The sequence below is a fragment of the Ruegeria sp. ABV3_008 genome, from assembly GCF_056161185.1.
In genome coordinates, this window is the sequence record NZ_JBSWYP010000014.1 from 82,302 (window position 1) to 99,148 (window position 16,847).

A 16,847-nucleotide genomic window follows, 5' to 3' on the forward strand; every position below is an offset into this window, starting at 1 on the left:
TCTCTCAGATCCGAGGGTTACTCGCGGCTTTCCGGTGTTTCCACCAGAACGTCCAGCTCATCCCCGACCATGTCGTCGTCAAAGCTAGGCGCGGCCAGAGCAGCGGCTGCTTCGGCCTCTTCCCGGCGGGCTTCGATAACCACGTTGTCACGCGACTGCGCGATGTGGCGAACGGCCTGAGTTGCACCACCTGTACCGGCAGGGATCAGGCGACCAACGATGACGTTCTCTTTCAGGCCAACCAGCTTGTCTTTCTTGCCCTGAACCGAAGCTTCGGTCAGCACGCGGGTGGTTTCCTGGAACGACGCCGCCGAGATGAACGAACGCGTCTGCAGCGAGGCTTTGGTGATGCCCAGAAGGATCGGCTCGCCCTGTGCCGGACGACCACCGCGGGCGATGGTCTTCTCGTTGGCTGCGTCGAACTCTTGCTTGTCGACATGTTCGCCTTTCAGCAGAGTGGTGTCGCCTGAATCCAGGATCTCCCACTTCTGCAGCATCTGGCGCACGATGACCTCGATGTGCTTGTCGTTGATCTTCACGCCCTGCAGACGATACACGTCCTGCACCTCGTCGATCATGTAATCCGCCAGCGCTTCGACACCCATGATGGACAGGATGTCATGCGGAGCCGGGTTACCGTCCATCAGGTATTCACCCTTCTGGATGAAGTCCCCTTCGGCGACCGGGATGTGCTTGCCCTTGGGCACCATGTACTCGATGGTCTCCATGGACTCGTCAGCCGGTTCGATGCTGATGCGGCGCTTGTTCTTGTAGTCGCGACCGAAGCGCACGTACCCATCGGCTTCTGCGATGATCGCGTGATCTTTCGGACGACGCGCTTCGAACAGTTCGGCCACACGCGGCAGACCACCGGTGATGTCCTTAGTCTTGGCACCTTCGCGCGGGATACGCGCAACAACGTCACCGGCTTCGACCTTCTGACCGTCTTCGACCGACAGGATCGCATCCACCGACATCGGATAGTGAACCGGGTTGCCTGCATCGTTGCGGACCGGTTCGCCATCTTCGCCGACCAGAATGATCTCGGGCTTGAGGTCGCTGCCTTTGGGGGCCGCGCGCCAATCGATCACGATCTTCTGAGTCATGCCGGTTGCTTCGTCGGTCTCGTCGCGGACAGCAAGGCCCGAAACAAGGTCGACATATTTCGCAGTACCGGCTTTCTCGGCGATGATCGGCAGGGTGTAGGGATCCCACTCGAACAGCTTGTCGCCACGGGCCACCTTGGTGCCGTCCTTGACGAACAGTTTGGAGCCATAGCCCAGCTTGAAGCTGGCCCGCTCTTCGCCGTGTTCGTCGTTGATCACCAGCTTCATGTTCCGGCCCATGACCAGGCTTTCACCTGCGGCATTGACCAGGATCTGCGGGTTCTCGAACGCGACAACACCTTCCTGGTTGGCTTCCTGGAACGACTGCTGACCACCCTGCGCAACACCACCGATGTGGAATGTCCGCATGGTCAGCTGTGTACCGGGTTCACCGATCGACTGCGCGGCGATGATACCGACAGCTTCACCTGTGTTCACCATAGTACCGCGGGCAAGGTCACGGCCGTAGCAGGTTGCGCAGACGCCTTCCTCGGACTCGCAGGTCAGAGGCGAGCGGATGCGCATCGAGGCAACACCGGCCTCATCAATGGTGTCGGCCATACGTTCGTCGATCAGCTGACCTGCAGCCACGATCACCTCATCGGTGCCCGGACGCAGAACATCGTCAGCAGCGACACGGCCCAGCACACGTTCGGCCAGCGAGGCGACAACCTCACCGTCGTTCACGGCAGCTTCGGCAGTGATCGCACGCTCGGTGCCACAGTCGATCTCACGAACGATACAGTCTTGTGCCACGTCCACCAGACGACGGGTCAGGTAACCCGAGTTCGCCGTCTTCAGAGCGGTATCCGACAGACCCTTACGGGCACCGTGGGTCGAGTTGAAGTACTCGAGAACGGTCAGACCTTCTTTAAAGTTCGAGATGATCGGCGTCTCAATGATGTCACCGTTCGGCTTGGCCATCAGACCACGCATACCTCCCAGCTGTTTCATCTGAGTGACCGAGCCACGCGCACCGGAGTGGGCCATCATGTAGACCGAGTTCGGTTCCTGCTCGGAGCCGTCCTCAGCCCGATCCGACGACGAGATCGTGCTCATCATCGCTTCGGTCACGCGGTCGTTACACTTCGACCAGGCATCGACAACTTTGTTGTACTTTTCGCCCTGAGTGATCAGGCCGTCCATGTACTGCTGTTCAAAGTCCTTCACCTGACCACGGGTGTCATCAACGATGCCCCACTTGTCGTCCGGAATGACCATGTCGTCCTTACCGAACGAGATGCCCGCCTTGAACGCTTCTTTGAAGCCCATCGACATGATCTGGTCACAGAAGATGACCGACTCTTTCTGACCGCAATAACGGTAGACGGTGTCGATCACCTGCTGCACTTCTTTCTTCCGCAGCAGGCGGTTGACCAGATCGAACGGCGCTTTGTTGTTCATCGGCAGCAGAGCACCCAGGCGTAGACGGCCCGGAGTGGTCTCATAGCGCTTCTGAACTTCGTTGCCTTCGTCGTCGATCTGCGTGATCCGCGCGGTGATTTTCGAGTGCAGATGCACTTCGCCGGAATCCAGCGCGTGCTGAACTTCGTTGATCGACCCGAACACCTTGCCTTCGCCCGGCATGCCTTCACGTTCCAGGGTCACATAGTAGAGACCCAGGATCATATCCTGCGACGGAACGATGATCGGCGCGCCGTTTGCAGGCGACAGAACGTTGTTCGTCGACATCATCAGAACACGGGCTTCCAGCTGGGCCTCAAGGCTCAGCGGGACGTGCACGGCCATCTGGTCCCCGTCGAAGTCGGCGTTAAAGGCCGAGCAGACCAGCGGGTGCAGCTGGATGGCTTTGCCTTCGATCAGGACCGGTTCAAACGCCTGAATGCCAAGACGGTGCAGCGTCGGCGCACGGTTCAGCATGACAGGGTGTTCGCGGATCACCTCGTCGAGGATATCCCACACTTCGGGACGCTCTTTCTCGACCAGCTTCTTCGCCTGTTTCACGGTCGAAGACAGACCCTTGGCTTCAAGGCGCGAGTAGATGAACGGCTTGAACAGTTCCAACGCCATCTTCTTGGGCAGACCGCATTGGTGCAGCTTCAGCTCGGGGCCGGTCACAATGACCGAACGGCCCGAGAAGTCGACGCGCTTACCCAGAAGGTTCTGACGGAAACGACCCTGCTTGCCTTTCAGCATGTCCGACAGCGATTTCAACGGGCGCTTGTTGGCGCCGGTGATCACGCGGCCACGACGGCCGTTGTCGAACAGAGCATCCACGGATTCCTGCAGCATCCGCTTTTCGTTACGGACGATGATGTCAGGTGCGCGCAGTTCGATCAGACGCTTCAGACGGTTGTTCCGGTTGATGACGCGGCGATACAGATCGTTCAGATCCGAGGTCGCGAAACGGCCACCATCCAGCGGAACCAGCGGACGCAGTTCCGGCGGAATGACCGGGATCACGGTCATCACCATCCACTCGGGCCGGTTGCCCGACTCGAGGAAGGATTCAACAACCTTCAGACGCTTGATGATTTTCTTGGGCTTCAGCTCGCCGGTTGCTTCGGCCAGATCAGCGCGCAGCTGCTCGGCTTCGGCTTCCAGATCGATCTGGGCCAGCATCTCACGGATGGCTTCGGCACCGATATTGGCGGTGAACGCGTCCATGCCGTAAGCATCCTGCGCATCCATGTACTCTTCTTCGGTCAGCATCTGGCCATAGGTCAGGTCGGTCAGACCGGGCTCGATGACGACATAGTTTTCAAAGTACAGAACGCGTTCCAGATCACGCAGCGTCATGTCCAGCATCAGACCGATGCGGGACGGCAGCGATTTCAGGAACCAGATATGCGCGACGGGCGCGGCCAGCTCGATATGGCCCATACGCTCGCGGCGGACTTTCTGCAGGGTGACTTCCACACCGCATTTCTCGCAGACAACGCCACGATACTTCATCCGCTTATATTTGCCGCACAGACATTCGTAATCTTTGATCGGGCCAAAGATACGCGCGCAGAACAGACCGTCACGCTCGGGCTTGAACGTCCGGTAGTTGATGGTTTCGGGTTTCTTGATCTCACCGTAGGACCAAGACAGAATCCGCTCGGGCGACGCCAGCGAGACCTTGATCTCGTCGAAAACCTTCGGGGGCGTCAGCGGGTTGAACGGGTTGTTGGTGATTTCCTGGTTCATTTGTTACCTCAAATCTTGCGGAAGGGGGGACGGGAGAAAGGGCAGCGCTCTTACTCCTCAACCTCCGCATCCAGGAGTTCCATATTCAGGCCGAGGCCACGGACTTCTTTCACCAGAACGTTGAACGATTCCGGTACGCCCGCTTCAAAGTTATCCTCGCCCTTGACGATCGACTCATAGACCTTGGTCCGGCCGGCGACGTCATCCGATTTCACCGTCAGCATCTCCTGCAGGGTGTAGGCGGCGCCGTAAGCCTCCAGAGCCCAGACCTCCATCTCACCAAAGCGCTGACCACCGAACTGCGCCTTACCACCCAGCGGCTGCTGGGTCACCAGGCTGTACGGCCCGGTCGAACGCGCGTGGATTTTGTCGTCCACAAGGTGGTGCAGTTTCAGCAGGTACTTGATGCCCACGGTCACCGGACGTGCAAATTGCTCTCCAGTACGACCGTCGAACAGAACCGACTGACCGCTTTCCGAGAAGCCCGCACGCACCAGCGCGTCGTTGACGTCGGCCTCTTTGGCACCGTCGAAGACCGGGGTTGCGATCGGAACACCGCGGGTCACGTTGCCCGCAGCCTCGATCAGGCCATCCTCGTCCAGACCGGTGATGCCTTCTTCGTAGACATCTTCGCCATAAGCCAGCTTCATCGCTTCGCGCACCGGGGTCAGATCGCCGGAGCGGCGGTATTCACCCAGAGCGTCGTCGATGTTCAGACCCAGACCGCGTGCGGCCCAACCCATGTGGGTTTCAAGAATCTGACCAACGTTCATACGCGAAGGCACGCCCAGCGGGTTCAGACAGAAGTCGACCGGAGTACCATCGGCCAGGAACGGCATGTCTTCCATCGGAACAACCTTGGAAATCACACCTTTGTTCCCGTGACGACCGGCCATCTTATCGCCCGGCTGCAGCTTACGCTTCACGGCGATGAAGACTTTGACCATCTTCATCACACCCGGCGGCAAGTCGTCGCCACGGCGGACTTTCTCGACCTTGTCTTCGAAACGGGCGTCCAGAGCACGCTTTTGCACTTCGTATTGCTCGTTCAGAGCCTCAACGATCTGTGCGTCCTGCTCGCCTTCCAGTGCCAGCTGCCACCACTGACCACGGGTCAGGGTTTCCAGTAACTCCTCGGTGATCACCGACCCTGCCTTGACGCCTTTCGGGCCTTTGACAGCGGTTTTACCCAGGATCAGGCCCTGGAGACGCGCATAGATGTTGCGGTCGAGGATCGCCAGTTCGTCGTCCCGGTCACGGGCCAGACGTTCGACTTCCTCACGCTCGATCTGCAGCGCACGCTCGTCTTTTTCAACACCGTGACGGTTGAAGACGCGGACCTCAACGACCGTACCGTAATCGCCCGGCTTCACGCGCAGCGAGGTGTCGCGCACATCAGATGCTTTTTCACCAAAGATGGCGCGCAGCAGCTTTTCTTCCGGGGTCATCGGGCTTTCGCCCTTCGGAGTGATCTTGCCGACCAGAATATCGCCCGGCTCAACATCCGCACCGATGTAAACGATGCCCGCCTCGTCGAGGTTGCGCAGCGCTTCTTCACCGACGTTCGGGATGTCGCGAGTGATCTCTTCCGGGCCCAGCTTGGTGTCACGGGCGGCGACTTCAAACTCCTCGATATGAACCGAGGTGAAGACGTCATCACGCGCGATACGTTCCGAGATCAGGATCGAGTCTTCGTAGTTGTAACCGTTCCACGGCATGAACGCGACGACCACGTTCTTACCAAGCGCCAGTTCACCCATATCGGTCGACGGACCATCGGCAATGACCTCGCCCTTCTGGACGGTGTCACCCACCTTGATCAGCGGACGCTGGTTGATGCAGGTGTTCTGGTTCGAACGCTGGAATTTGCGTAGACGATAGATGTCAACGCCAGCATCGCCCAGTTCCAGATCTTCGGTGGCGCGGATAACGATACGCTGGGCATCGACCTGGTCGATGATACCGGCGCGTTTCGCCTGAATCGCAGCGCCCGAGTCAATAGCAACCTTTTCCTCGATCCCGGTGCCGACCAGCGGCGCCTCGGCGCGCAGCAGCGGAACCGCCTGACGTTGCATGTTCGAGCCCATCAGAGCGCGGTTAGCGTCGTCATTTTCAAGGAACGGGATCAGCGATGCAGCAACCGAGACCAGCTGTTTTGGCGACACGTCGATCAGGTCCACATTCTCGCGCGGGGCAAGCGTGTAGTCACCGGCCTGACGGGTCGACACCAGATCGTTGATGAACTTGCCATCAGCGTCCAGCGTCGCGTTCGCCTGCGCCACGGTGTGACGCATTTCCTCGGTCGCAGACATGTAGTGAACCTCATCGGTCACCTCGGCGTCTTTCACGACGCGGTACGGTGTTTCGATGAAGCCATACTTGTTCACGCGGGCAAAGGTGGCCAGCGAGTTGATCAGACCGATGTTCGGACCTTCCGGCGTTTCAATCGGGCACATCCGGCCATAGTGGGTCGGGTGTACGTCGCGCACCTCAAAGCCCGCACGCTCACGTGTCAGACCACCCGGGCCAAGCGCCGAGAGGCGGCGTTTGTGGGTAACTTCCGACAGTGGGTTGGTCTGGTCCATGAACTGCGACAGCTGCGACGAACCAAAGAATTCGCGAACAGCAGCCGCAGCCGGTTTCGCGTTGATCAGGTCCTGAGGCATGACGGTGTCGATCTCGACCGACGACATACGCTCTTTGATCGCGCGCTCCATGCGCAGCAGGCCAACGCGGTACTGGTTTTCCATCAGTTCGCCGACCGAACGCACACGACGGTTGCCGAGGTGGTCGATATCGTCGATGTCGCCTTTGCCGTCACGAAGTTCCACCAGCGCCTTGATGCAGGCCACGATGTCTTCGCGGCGCAGGGTGCGCAGGGTGTCCGGCGCATCCAGAGCCAGACGCATGTTCATCTTCACGCGACCAACAGCGGACAGGTCATAACGCTCGCTGTCGAAGAACAGGGCGTCAAACAGGGCCGACGCAGCTTCGACGGTGGGCGGCTCGCCCGGACGCATGACGCGGTAGATGTCCATGAGCGCGCTTTCGCGGTTCATGTTCTTGTCCTGCGCCATGGTGTTGCGCATGTACGGACCAACATTGACGTTGTCGATGTCCAGAACCGGAATGTCGGTGATACCCGCGTCGATCAACTCTTTAGCGGTGCCGCCGATCAGATCGCCGTCCTTGTCATATTCCAGCGTCAGCTCATCACCGGCTTCGACATAGATCGCACCGGTTTCTTCGTTGATGATGTCCTTGGCGACATATTTGCCAACGATGTGATCGAACGGAACCAGCAGGTCGGTAACGGTGCCCTCGTCGATCAGCTTCTTGACCGCGCGCGGAGTGACTTTCTTGCCCGCTTCGGCAATCACTTCACCGGATTTGGCATCAACCAGATCATAGGTCGGACGGGTGCCGCGTACACGCTCGGGGAAGAACGGCGTGACCCAGCCCTTCTTCTTGTCCAGCTTGTAGGACACGGTGTTGTAATATGCGTCCATGATCGCTTCCTGATCCAGACCCAGCGCGTATAGCAGGGTTGTCACAGGCAGTTTGCGGCGACGGTCGATACGGGCGAAAACGATGTCTTTGGCGTCGAACTCAAAGTCCAACCAGCTGCCGCGATACGGGATGATGCGGCAGGCAAAAAGCAACTTGCCCGAGGAATGGGTTTTGCCCTTGTCGTGGTCAAAGAACACACCGGGCGAGCGGTGCATCTGGGACACGATCACACGCTCGGTGCCGTTCACGATGAACGTCCCGTTCGGTGTCATCAGGGGCATATCGCCCATGAACACGTCCTGTTCTTTGATGTCTTTGACCGATTTCGCGCCGGTGTCCTCATCGACATCAAATACGATCAGACGCAGAGTGACCTTCAGCGGGGCGCTGTAGGTCATGTCGCGCTGCATGCACTCTTCGACGTCGTATTTCGGTTTCTCCAGATCGTATTTCACGAACTCCAGAACGGACGTTTCGTTGAAATCCTTGATCGGGAAGACCGACTGGAACACACCGTTGATGCCTTCGCCGTCTGTGGGCTGTTCTGCATCGCCGGAGCGCAGGAAAAGATCATACGAAGATTTCTGTACCTCAATGAGGTTCGGCATCTCCAGCACTTCGCGGATTTTGCCGTAATATTTACGAAGACGTTTCTGGCCAAGGAACGTTTGAGCCATGTCAGATGTCACCTTTCGATGTTCTCAGCGGGCAAAGACACCGTCGGGCCCCGGCATCTTGCACATTCGAGACGACACGCCCGGATCAATTCGTGGCCACCGTCCCGAAGGCGGCCTCCCGATCCGAAAACCGTGTCTTAGAAAACGCCCCACGGCATGAGGCCCTTTCTAAGACAGGTTCGGCTGGACCCGGATTTCTCCGGACCCAGCCAAATTTTTCAGCACATCAGCGATGCGCCAGAGACTAAGCTTAGGCCAGCTCGACTTCGGCGCCAGCTGCTTCCAGCTTGGCTTTGACGTCTTCTGCTTCTGCTTTGTCTACGCCTTCTTTGATCTTGCCGCCGGCTTCGACCAGTTCCTTGGCTTCTTTCAGGCCCAGGCCGGTGATGCCGCGAACTTCTTTGATGACGTTGATTTTCGATGCGCCGGCGTTCTTCAGAACGACGTCGAATTCGGTTTTTTCTTCCTCAGCTGCGCCACCGGCGTCGCCACCAGCTGCAACCATGACGGCGCCGCCAGCTGCGGGCTCGATGCCGTATTCGTCTTTGAGGATGGTTTTCAGTTCTTGTGCTTCCAGCAGGGTCAGACCCACGATGCTTTCTGCGAGTGCTTTCAGATCAGCCATTTTATCAGCTCTTTCCGTTTACAGTGTGTGTTCCAACGTCAGGGGGTATCCCCTACGCAGATCATTCAGTGCCAACCGCTTACGCAGCTTCCGCCTTCTCTTCGATGGTGGAAAGGATGCTTGCGATGTTGCTTGCAGGTGCGCCAATTGCACCGGCGATGTTCGAAGCAGGCGCGCCAAGCATACCAGCGATCGTAGCAATAAGCTCTTCACGCGACGGCATTTTCGACACGGCTGTAACACCAGCCCGGTCCAGAGCGTTCTCGCCCATTGCACCGCCAAGGATTTCGAACTTTTGGTTCTCTTTGGCGAAGTCCTCGGCCACCTTGGCTGCTGCCACGGGGTCCTCGGAATAGGTCAGAACGGTCATCCCTGTCAGCAGGTCGGCCATGCTTTCACACGGCTTACCCTCAAGGGCGATTTTGGCGAGCCTGTTCTTGGCAACACGCACGGAGCCGCCCGCGTCACGAGCACGTGCGCGAAGGTCCTGCATCTCGGCAACTGTCAGACCGGCGTAGTGAGCAACCACTACGACGCCAGAGCTTTCGAAGATTTGGCCGAGTTCCTCGACCACTTTCTCTTTCTGGGCTCTATCCACAGTTCTCTCCAAGTTTGGGGCGATCACTCACCCCGGCTCATATTTGCCGAGGGGTTAACCCCGGCGTTCAGGTCCGTTGTTACGGGATTGGCCAAAATGCGCCCGAGGGTGGGACCCTCAGAATTCTTTGGTCTTACCCGTCTCAGGCAGGGAATTAAGGGGCCATATGGCACCACCCACCGTCTTGGACGAAACGAAATAAAGCGCACGACGAATCGCACGCTTTACTTCGCAGCCCTACTTAGGGCAGATGGAGGGGGTTTCCAAGGGGTAAATTGCCCTATTTGCACTTGCGGCTTTATGGCGGAATACGCCTTTTGTATGCTGGACGATCTACCCAGTGGTCAATGGACGCCAGCAATGTCATTGACAGTGCGTTTCAGCTACGGTCACCTCCGGTATGAATGCCCGATATCACTCCGGGCTTGAGGCAAAATGACAGCGGTTACTCTGGAAGAATTCGATAAGGCCAGCGCCTGCGCCGATGAGCTGGCGCAGTCCTGTTTGGACATGCCCATCACACAGATCCGCTTTCACTGTCGATCCCACGCCTTTCCCGATACCCGTCTGGTTTGGAAGGTCGAAACATCGAACCGTTCCTATGCACTGAAGCTTGATACCTTGTCACCGGAAACGGGACGCCTCCGCAAAGAGTTCGACCTGCTGGAGCAACTGACCGACCACTTCAAGACGTCCAAAAACAACCGGGTCGTCCGCCCTGTCTACATGTCGCCAAGCGGCGCGTTCATGGTGACCGAGTTTGTTGCGCGCCCGACCGCAACGGATATCATATACAATAGCGACGATGACAATCAGGTGGCACAAGTCTATCGACGGGCGGGGTCGTGGCTGCATGACCTGCACGGGGTTCAAAACGCCACGGACTACGCATTTCGGCCGCGTTGGATGATCGACAGCATACGCGAGCAGTCCACCCAAGTTCCCTCGCATATCTCGGACATCAGCCAGCCCTTGGTCGAGGAATTTCTGGCCGAAGCTGCATCCTTGAAAAACCGCCCCGACCTGCGTGTGTTTTCACATGGGGATTTTCACGGCCTGAACCTGATCATGGGCCAAGGCACCGCCATCGGGCTGGATTTCACCGAGGCCCGCGACAAACTTGCCGTATATGATATCGTCGACTTTCTGAAAGCGGACATCTTCCGGGACGGGGCGGACAAAGACGTTGACCGAAGCGGCGCTCTGACCCGCAACAAGGAGATGTTCTTCCGCCAGTATCGCCACCCGGTCGACACTCAGATTCTCGATTGCTGCCTGCAAGGCCGATTGCTGAAGGACTGGCTGCGTCTCTGGCAACCCGACATCACCTGCAGCGAGTTCGAACTACGCAAACGCGACCGGCTGCAAGTGCGACTGCAACAAGCCTTTCGCTAAGACAGCAAAAAACCCGAGCAGCTTGCGCCACTCGGGTTTCAAAGATTTCTACGTCTGCTTTAAGGCTTATTCGCCTGCTGCAGCCGCCACGTCCAGGGTCACACCCGGGCCCATGGTCGAGCTGAGCGCGATCTTCTTCATGTAGGTGCCTTTGGCGCCCGACGGCTTGGCTTTCGCAACAGCCGAGATGAAGGCACGGACGTTTTCAGCCAGCTTGGCTTCGTCGAATGACGCTTTGCCAACGCCTGCGTGCACAACGCCACCTTTTTCAGCTTTGAACTGAACTTCACCACCTTTGGCTGCTTCCACGGCCGCTTTCACGTCCATGGTCACGGTGCCAACTTTGGGGTTCGGCATCAGGTTGCGCGGGCCCAGAACTTTACCCAGACGACCAACGATCGGCATCATGTCCGGGGTGGCGATGCAGCGATCGAATTCGATGGTGCCGCCCTGGATGGTTTCCATCAGGTCTTCTGCGCCAACGATATCTGCGCCAGCTTCTTTCGCTTCGTCCGCCTTGGGGCCGCGAGCGAAAACAGCAACGCGCATCGCTTTACCGGTGCCGTTCGGCAGGCCGACTACGCCACGAACCATCTGGTCCGCGTGACGGGTGTCAACACCCAGGTTCATCGCGATTTCGATGGTCTCGTCGAATTTCGAGGTCGCGTTGCCTTTTACAAGGGCAACTGCTTCTTCAACAGACAGGTTTTCCTTGCCGGCGACAGCTTCGCGCGCAGCGCGGGTACGTTTACCGAGTTTTGCCATCTTACTTCACCTCGATGCCCATGGAGCGGGCCGAGCCCAGGATGATCTGCATTGCGCCTTCGACGTCGTTGGCATTCAGATCTTTCATTTTGGCTTCGGCGATTTCGCGAACCTGCTTGGTGGTCACGGTGGCCACGGTCTCACGACCGGGGTTTTCCGCGCCACGAGGACGGTTGCGCTTGCCGACCGGCTTCAGACCAGCTGCTTTTTTCAGGTAATAAGACGCGGGCGGCGTCTTGATGTCCATGGTGAAGGACTTGTCCTGATAATAGGTGATCACGGTCGGGCAAGGAGCACCTTGCTCCATGTCTGCGGTCTTGGCGTTGAACGCCTTGCAGAATTCCATGATGTTGATGCCGCGCTGACCCAGCGCCGGACCAACTGGAGGCGACGGGTTCGCCTGACCTGCAGGAACCTGCAGTTTCATCGTACCAGCAAGCTTCTTAGCCATTTGGTTTTCCTTTCAACGTAGGTGAAACGCGTTCCACCCGGTTTATGTTGCGTGGTCCGATCCGGGATCGCGATCCCTGAAACCTCCCACGAGAGAATCTCGCCTGAAGACGATAGAGGCGGCGTTTATAGGGGATTGGTGGGGTTGGCAAGTGGCTGGCTATGCAATTTGGAACGACCAGTTATGGTCCACTCTGGTCGCTACAACCCGCCACAAGATCGTCGAGTACAGGCCAATTAAAGACAAATCTGCTTATCGAGGTGCAGGCCTGATTTTCTGCCGCAGTAGTTTCAACCAACCCACCAAGTCTGTTTGGACGGTCGGAAGCGGTCCAGACATTCCAACATTCACGGGAGGCAATTCTCCATTCACCGACGCCCTCGCCAACTGATTGGAAGAGTTAAGAAACTCCTTGAAGTCACCGCCATGCCGAGGGTCAGTAAACCGGATTTGTACTTTGTCGCAAACGCGGTCTACAAACGGCCCTGAGTTTTTTGCCTTTGTTGCCTCAGCCACGATCCCGAGAGAAAAAATTTGTCGCTTCTCGAGTGTACGCATATTGAGTTGAGCAAAGCTGCATCGGCTTTGGGTACTATAGCAGACATCTACATCTCTATAGCTTCTCTTCTCGAGAGGATTATCCGTATTGTCGTCATACGGATCGTAGATGTTTATCTGCTTTAGTCGCCACCCGCGGGGGAAAATGGCAGCGAAGTAGCCATGGAAAACAGGAATATGAAAATGATCATATTGAATGAATAGATTGCCGTTGGAGCCGAGGGAGATGTTTCTAATCGAAGAAGCCGCGTAATTAACCTTGAAGTCATCGTTTTCGTAGACCCTCAGCGGACCTATATCTTCGATAACAGATGAGTCTCTAAAGGACTCATCAATGTTCTCAAGGAGATCCGCGAGAATTGTGTCTCCTTCTTTTTGGGGGCGAAGCTGTATCGTTTGAAGCGCCCCATTGGACCCAATCTTGTCAATTACAACAGCATCTAACCACATAATGAGTTTCCTATCGCTCAAACACTTTTTAAGCAGTTTATCATTTTAGCAAGTTGACACGATCATTCTTCGTAAATTCTCAGATGAGTACGTTGCCCCGCAAGGGTAGCGCACATAAAACGCCGCGCCGCCAGTGGCAACGCGGCGTCCAAAACTCTGATAGAAGCGACTCAGCCCTGCTTGGTCACCTGCGTAAAGTCCAGTTCCACAGGCGTCTCGCGGCCAAAGATCGAAACCGAAACTTTCAGCTTCTGGTTCTCGTCGTCTACGCCCTCGACCATGCCGTCGAAATCCTCGAACGGGCCGTCGTTGACCTTGACCTTCTCGCCGACCTCGAAGGTGATCATCAGCTTCGGCGCTTCTTCACCTTCCTGAACGCGGTTCAGGATCTGGTTCACTTCGGCGTCGCGCATCGGCATCGGGCGGCCTTGGGGACCAAGGAAGCCGGTGACGCGGTTGATCGAGTTGATCAGGTGATAGCCCTGATCCGACATTTCCATATGCACCAGAACGTAACCGGGCATAAAGCGGCGTTCGGTGGTGACTTTCTTGCCGCGACGGACTTCGATCACCTCTTCGGTGGGGACCAGTACTTCGTCGATATCGTCCTCAAGGCCCTGTTCAGCCACCGACGTGCGGATCTGCTCTGCGATCTTCTTTTCGAAATTCGAAAGAACGCTGACCGAGTACCACCGTTTCGCCATGAACCTGTCGTCCTTGTTTGCCTTGGGCCAAGCCCCGCGTTGCGGGTTCGCCCTGTATTGAAATCCTGTCGCGGCCTGTCCGCGTGTTCCGGAATAAAAAGCGGCGCGCAGCCCGAATCGCCACACGCCCATTCCGAATAGTCCCGTGTGAACTACTCTGAGATTCCGCGCTGTGCAAGGGGGGCTGCGGTGTTTCCGCGCCTGAGGGCAGTTAGCTGAACGCGCCCAGGATCAGTTGCAAGCCGCCACGAATGCCCAGATCGACCAGAGCAAAGAAAACAGCGGTCAGGGCAGCCATGATGAACACCATGACCGTGGTCAACAGCACCTCGCGCCGGGTCGGCCAGACGACCTTGGAAACTTCGGCTCGAACTTGCTGAATGAACTGGATCGGGTTGGTGGTGGCCATTTGGCGGGATCTCTCTGCTAGCGGATAGGCCGGACATAGCCGGGCATTGCGGCAATTTCAAGGGCGGTTGGGATCAACTGTGATTTTGCATCCTCAGCCAGCTACTGCTTGGGTTTGTCATCCCATTCATCGCTGAGGATACGGCGCGCATCGCCCTCGGGGTCTTCGTATTGGTTCGAGCGGACCGTGTAGACAAAAGCAACCAGACCAATTCCGCCCAGAAAAAGGGAAATCGGGATCAGGTAGGCGAGCACTTCCATAACAGTTACCTCAGCCGCAAGGCGTTCAAAGATACGGTAATCGACGAGGTCGACATCGCCAAGGCCGCGATCAACGGCGTTGCTAGTCCGATCACCGCCAGCGGCACCGCAATCACGTTATAGACGGTGGCAATACGGAAGTTCTCGCGAATCCGTTTTGTGGCTTTTACGGCAGTGTCGCAGGCATCGGCGATGGGGGACAGGTCGGTTCCCAGCAGAACGATGTCAGACGCAACCCGCGCCGCATCCAGGGCCGAGGCTGGCGAGATCGACACATGTGCCGCCGCAAGGGCTGCCGTATCATTCAGGCCATCGCCCACCATCAGGACCTTGTGGCCCTGTTCGCTGAGGTCCTGAATGCGCTGCGCCTTGTCCTGAGGCAGCGCTTCGGCAATCCAGTTCTCGATCCCCAGTTTCTCGGCCAGCGCTTTCACCGCACCCGTCGAATCGCCCGAAATCAGGATCACCTGCTTTCCGGTTTTGGCGAAGCCCGAGACGGCCTCGGCCGCGCCTGGTCGCAGGGCATCGGTGAATCGGAAGGCCACCGGCGCGTTCGATCCAACCGAAAGCCAGGCGCAGGTCTCGACCCCTTGTTCCGCACCGACCCAAGCCGCGCGCCCCAGACGCACGCGCTGGCTTCGATACTGGGCCTCTGTGCCAAAACCCGGAACCTCGGTAATGTCGCGCAGCGTGGCGGGTTTGATCCCGGCCTCACGCGCCGCTTTGGCCAGAGCGACCGACAAGGGGTGCGCCGATGCCTCAGCCAGAGCCAGTGCGATCTCAAGATCGGCCGTGGTGTGATCGCCCAGATTGATCACCTCGGGCGCGCCGGAGGTCAGAGTGCCAGTTTTGTCGAAGACGACCGTGTCGACCTCGGCCAGACGCTCCAGCGCGGTGGCGTGTTTTATCAGCATCCCCTTGCGGAACAAACGACCCGAGGCCGCCGTGGTCACCGCAGGAACCGCCAGCCCCAGCGCACACGGGCAAGTGATAATCAACACCGCTGCCGCGATATTAAGGGCCGTGCGCATGTCGCCGGAATAGATGTACCAGCCCACAAAGCTGAGCGCCGACAGGATGTGAACGCCGGGGGCGTAAAGCTTGGCCGCTTTGTCCGCTAGCGAGGTGTATCTAGACCGGCCGGATTCGGCGATGGCCACGAGATCAGCCATACGATGGAGGGATGTATCTTCGCCAACCGCCGTGGCGCGGATGGTCAGAGGGCCGGTCAGGTTGACCTCGCCAGCGCTGACGATCTGGCCTGCCTCAGCAAATACAGGCAGGGTCTCACCCGTCAGCAGGGAGCGGTCCAATTCAGACTGGCCTGAGACAATCTGGCCATCCACCGGCATCCGCCCTCCGGGCCGCACAAGGATCAGGTCTCCGACGGCCAGGGCGGATACAGCGACCTCTTCTTCAGAGCCGTCGATCAGCCGAAGGGCACGAGGGACCTCTAGCGCTGTCAGCTCCTCAGCCGCGGACCGCGCGGCGGCGCGGGTGCGGTAGTCTAAGTATCGACCTGCCAGCAAGAAGAAGGTCAGCGTCAGCGCGGCGTCGAAATAGGCATGCTCGCCGCTGAGTGCTGTTTCCCAAAGCGACGTCACCAGCGCCAGCAAGATCGCCAGAACAATCGGCACATCCATGTTCAGCCGACGCACGCGAAGGGCTGACCACGCATTGGCAAAGAAGGGCTGCGCCGAGAAGGCGATCGCAGGCAGGGCGATCGCGGCAGAGATCCAGTGGAACATATCCCGCGTCGCATCCGTCGCCCCCGACCAGACCGAGACCGACAGCAGCATCACGTTCATCGAGGCGAACCCGGCCACCGCCAAGCGCATCAGCAGATCGCGGCCCGCCTTGTCTGCGTTGGTGGCCGACAGGGCTCCGGCGTCTAGCTCATGCGCCTCATAGCCCGCGCGCTCCAACACCGGGATCAGATCAGTAGCGCGCATTTCAGGCGCGGCTTTGATCATCGCACGCTTCAGGGTCAAGTTGACGCGCGCGTCCTCGACCCCGGGATGGGCGTTCAAAGCCCGCTCAACATTCGCAATACAAGCCGAGCAATGGATGCCGGGCAGAGACAACGCGATCTGCACATCCTCTGGGATTGGCCGCGCAGGTTCCGCCGGGGCGGCGATACACCCCGGACACGCCGCCGTACCTGAGGATAGCTGAGCCGTCACCGC

Annotated in this window: 12 protein-coding genes; 1 reads left to right on the top strand and 11 read right to left on the bottom strand. The window is 58.2% G+C overall.

Annotated elements, in window-relative coordinates:
- Window positions 1-17: 17 nt before the first annotated feature.
- The 4 genes from rpoC to rplJ all read right to left on the bottom strand — a co-directional run bounded on the left by rpoC (window position 18) and on the right by rplJ (window position 9,669).
- The gene (gene rpoC, locus ACXAH8_RS20180) at window positions 18-4,259 is read right to left on the bottom strand and encodes a DNA-directed RNA polymerase subunit beta' (RefSeq protein WP_475220370.1); all 4,242 of its coding nucleotides are present in this window, start codon (window positions 4,257-4,259) and stop codon (window positions 18-20) included.
- 50 nt (window positions 4,260-4,309) lie between these two features.
- Window positions 4,310-8,446, bottom strand: a complete 4,137-nt coding sequence (gene rpoB / locus ACXAH8_RS20185) for a DNA-directed RNA polymerase subunit beta (RefSeq protein ID WP_475220371.1) — start codon at window positions 8,444-8,446, stop codon at window positions 4,310-4,312.
- A gap of 250 nt (window positions 8,447-8,696) precedes the next feature.
- On the bottom strand, window positions 8,697-9,071 hold the full coding sequence (gene rplL / locus ACXAH8_RS20190) for a 50S ribosomal protein L7/L12 (RefSeq protein ID WP_170446876.1): 375 nt from the start codon (window positions 9,069-9,071) through the stop codon (window positions 8,697-8,699).
- Window positions 9,072-9,150: 79 nt separating this feature from the next.
- Window positions 9,151-9,669 (bottom strand): 50S ribosomal protein L10, encoded by a 519-nt coding sequence (gene rplJ, locus ACXAH8_RS20195; protein ID WP_170375385.1) that lies wholly within the window; start codon window positions 9,667-9,669, stop codon window positions 9,151-9,153.
- A gap of 435 nt (window positions 9,670-10,104) precedes the next feature.
- On the opposite strand from rplJ, the gene ACXAH8_RS20200 reads away from it, so the two are divergent.
- Window positions 10,105-11,064 (top strand): phosphotransferase family protein, encoded by a 960-nt coding sequence (locus ACXAH8_RS20200; RefSeq protein ID WP_475220372.1) that lies wholly within the window; start codon window positions 10,105-10,107, stop codon window positions 11,062-11,064.
- A gap of 66 nt (window positions 11,065-11,130) precedes the next feature.
- Here the strand turns inward: ACXAH8_RS20200 and rplA are convergent, their stop codons facing one another.
- The 7 genes from rplA to ACXAH8_RS20235 all read right to left on the bottom strand — a co-directional run bounded on the left by rplA (window position 11,131) and on the right by ACXAH8_RS20235 (window position 16,844).
- On the bottom strand, window positions 11,131-11,829 hold the full coding sequence (rplA, locus tag ACXAH8_RS20205) for a 50S ribosomal protein L1 (RefSeq protein WP_170375389.1): 699 nt from the start codon (window positions 11,827-11,829) through the stop codon (window positions 11,131-11,133).
- Window position 11,830: 1 nt separating this feature from the next.
- Window positions 11,831-12,280: a 50S ribosomal protein L11 gene (gene rplK, locus ACXAH8_RS20210; protein ID WP_113791694.1), complete on the bottom strand. Its 450-nt coding sequence runs from the start codon at window positions 12,278-12,280 to the stop codon at window positions 11,831-11,833.
- 252 nt (window positions 12,281-12,532) lie between these two features.
- Entirely contained in the window at window positions 12,533-13,288 is a 756-nt protein-coding gene (locus ACXAH8_RS20215) for a hypothetical protein (protein ID WP_475220373.1), read from the bottom strand.
- A 170-nt stretch (window positions 13,289-13,458) separates the two neighbouring features.
- Window positions 13,459-13,992: a transcription termination/antitermination protein NusG gene (gene nusG, locus ACXAH8_RS20220; RefSeq protein ID WP_170427716.1), complete on the bottom strand. Its 534-nt coding sequence runs from the start codon at window positions 13,990-13,992 to the stop codon at window positions 13,459-13,461.
- Between the two features lie 211 nt (window positions 13,993-14,203).
- Window positions 14,204-14,401, bottom strand: coding sequence for a preprotein translocase subunit SecE (secE, locus tag ACXAH8_RS20225; RefSeq protein ID WP_050605011.1), 198 nt, complete (start codon window positions 14,399-14,401; stop codon window positions 14,204-14,206).
- 101 nt (window positions 14,402-14,502) lie between these two features.
- Window positions 14,503-14,661, bottom strand: coding sequence for a cbb3-type cytochrome oxidase assembly protein CcoS (gene ccoS / locus ACXAH8_RS20230; RefSeq protein WP_170375394.1), 159 nt, complete (start codon window positions 14,659-14,661; stop codon window positions 14,503-14,505).
- 5 nt (window positions 14,662-14,666) lie between these two features.
- Window positions 14,667-16,844: a heavy metal translocating P-type ATPase gene (locus ACXAH8_RS20235; protein ID WP_475220374.1), complete on the bottom strand. Its 2,178-nt coding sequence runs from the start codon at window positions 16,842-16,844 to the stop codon at window positions 14,667-14,669.
- Window positions 16,845-16,847 lie beyond the last annotated feature (3 nt).

Bases quoted from the DNA above. Each gene is read 5' to 3' on its own strand.
- secE (WP_050605011.1), bottom strand. From the start codon at position 14,401: ATGGCCACCACCAACCCGATCCAGTTCATTCAGCAAGTTCGAGCCGAA.
- rplA (WP_170375389.1), bottom strand. From the start codon at position 11,829: ATGGCAAAACTCGGTAAACGTACCCGCGCTGCGCGCGAAGCTGTCGCC.
- ACXAH8_RS20215 (WP_475220373.1), bottom strand. From the start codon at position 13,288: ATGTGGTTAGATGCTGTTGTAATTGACAAGATTGGGTCCAATGGGGCG.
- rpoC (WP_475220370.1), bottom strand. From the start codon at position 4,259: ATGAACCAGGAAATCACCAACAACCCGTTCAACCCGCTGACGCCCCCG.
- rplK (WP_113791694.1), bottom strand. From the start codon at position 12,280: ATGGCTAAGAAGCTTGCTGGTACGATGAAACTGCAGGTTCCTGCAGGT.
- ccoS (WP_170375394.1), bottom strand. From the start codon at position 14,661: ATGGAAGTGCTCGCCTACCTGATCCCGATTTCCCTTTTTCTGGGCGGA.
- rpoB (WP_475220371.1), bottom strand. From the start codon at position 8,446: ATGGCTCAAACGTTCCTTGGCCAGAAACGTCTTCGTAAATATTACGGC.
- nusG (WP_170427716.1), bottom strand. From the start codon at position 13,992: ATGGCGAAACGGTGGTACTCGGTCAGCGTTCTTTCGAATTTCGAAAAG.
- ACXAH8_RS20200 (WP_475220372.1), top strand. From the start codon at position 10,105: ATGACAGCGGTTACTCTGGAAGAATTCGATAAGGCCAGCGCCTGCGCC.
- rplL (WP_170446876.1), bottom strand. From the start codon at position 9,071: ATGGCTGATCTGAAAGCACTCGCAGAAAGCATCGTGGGTCTGACCCTG.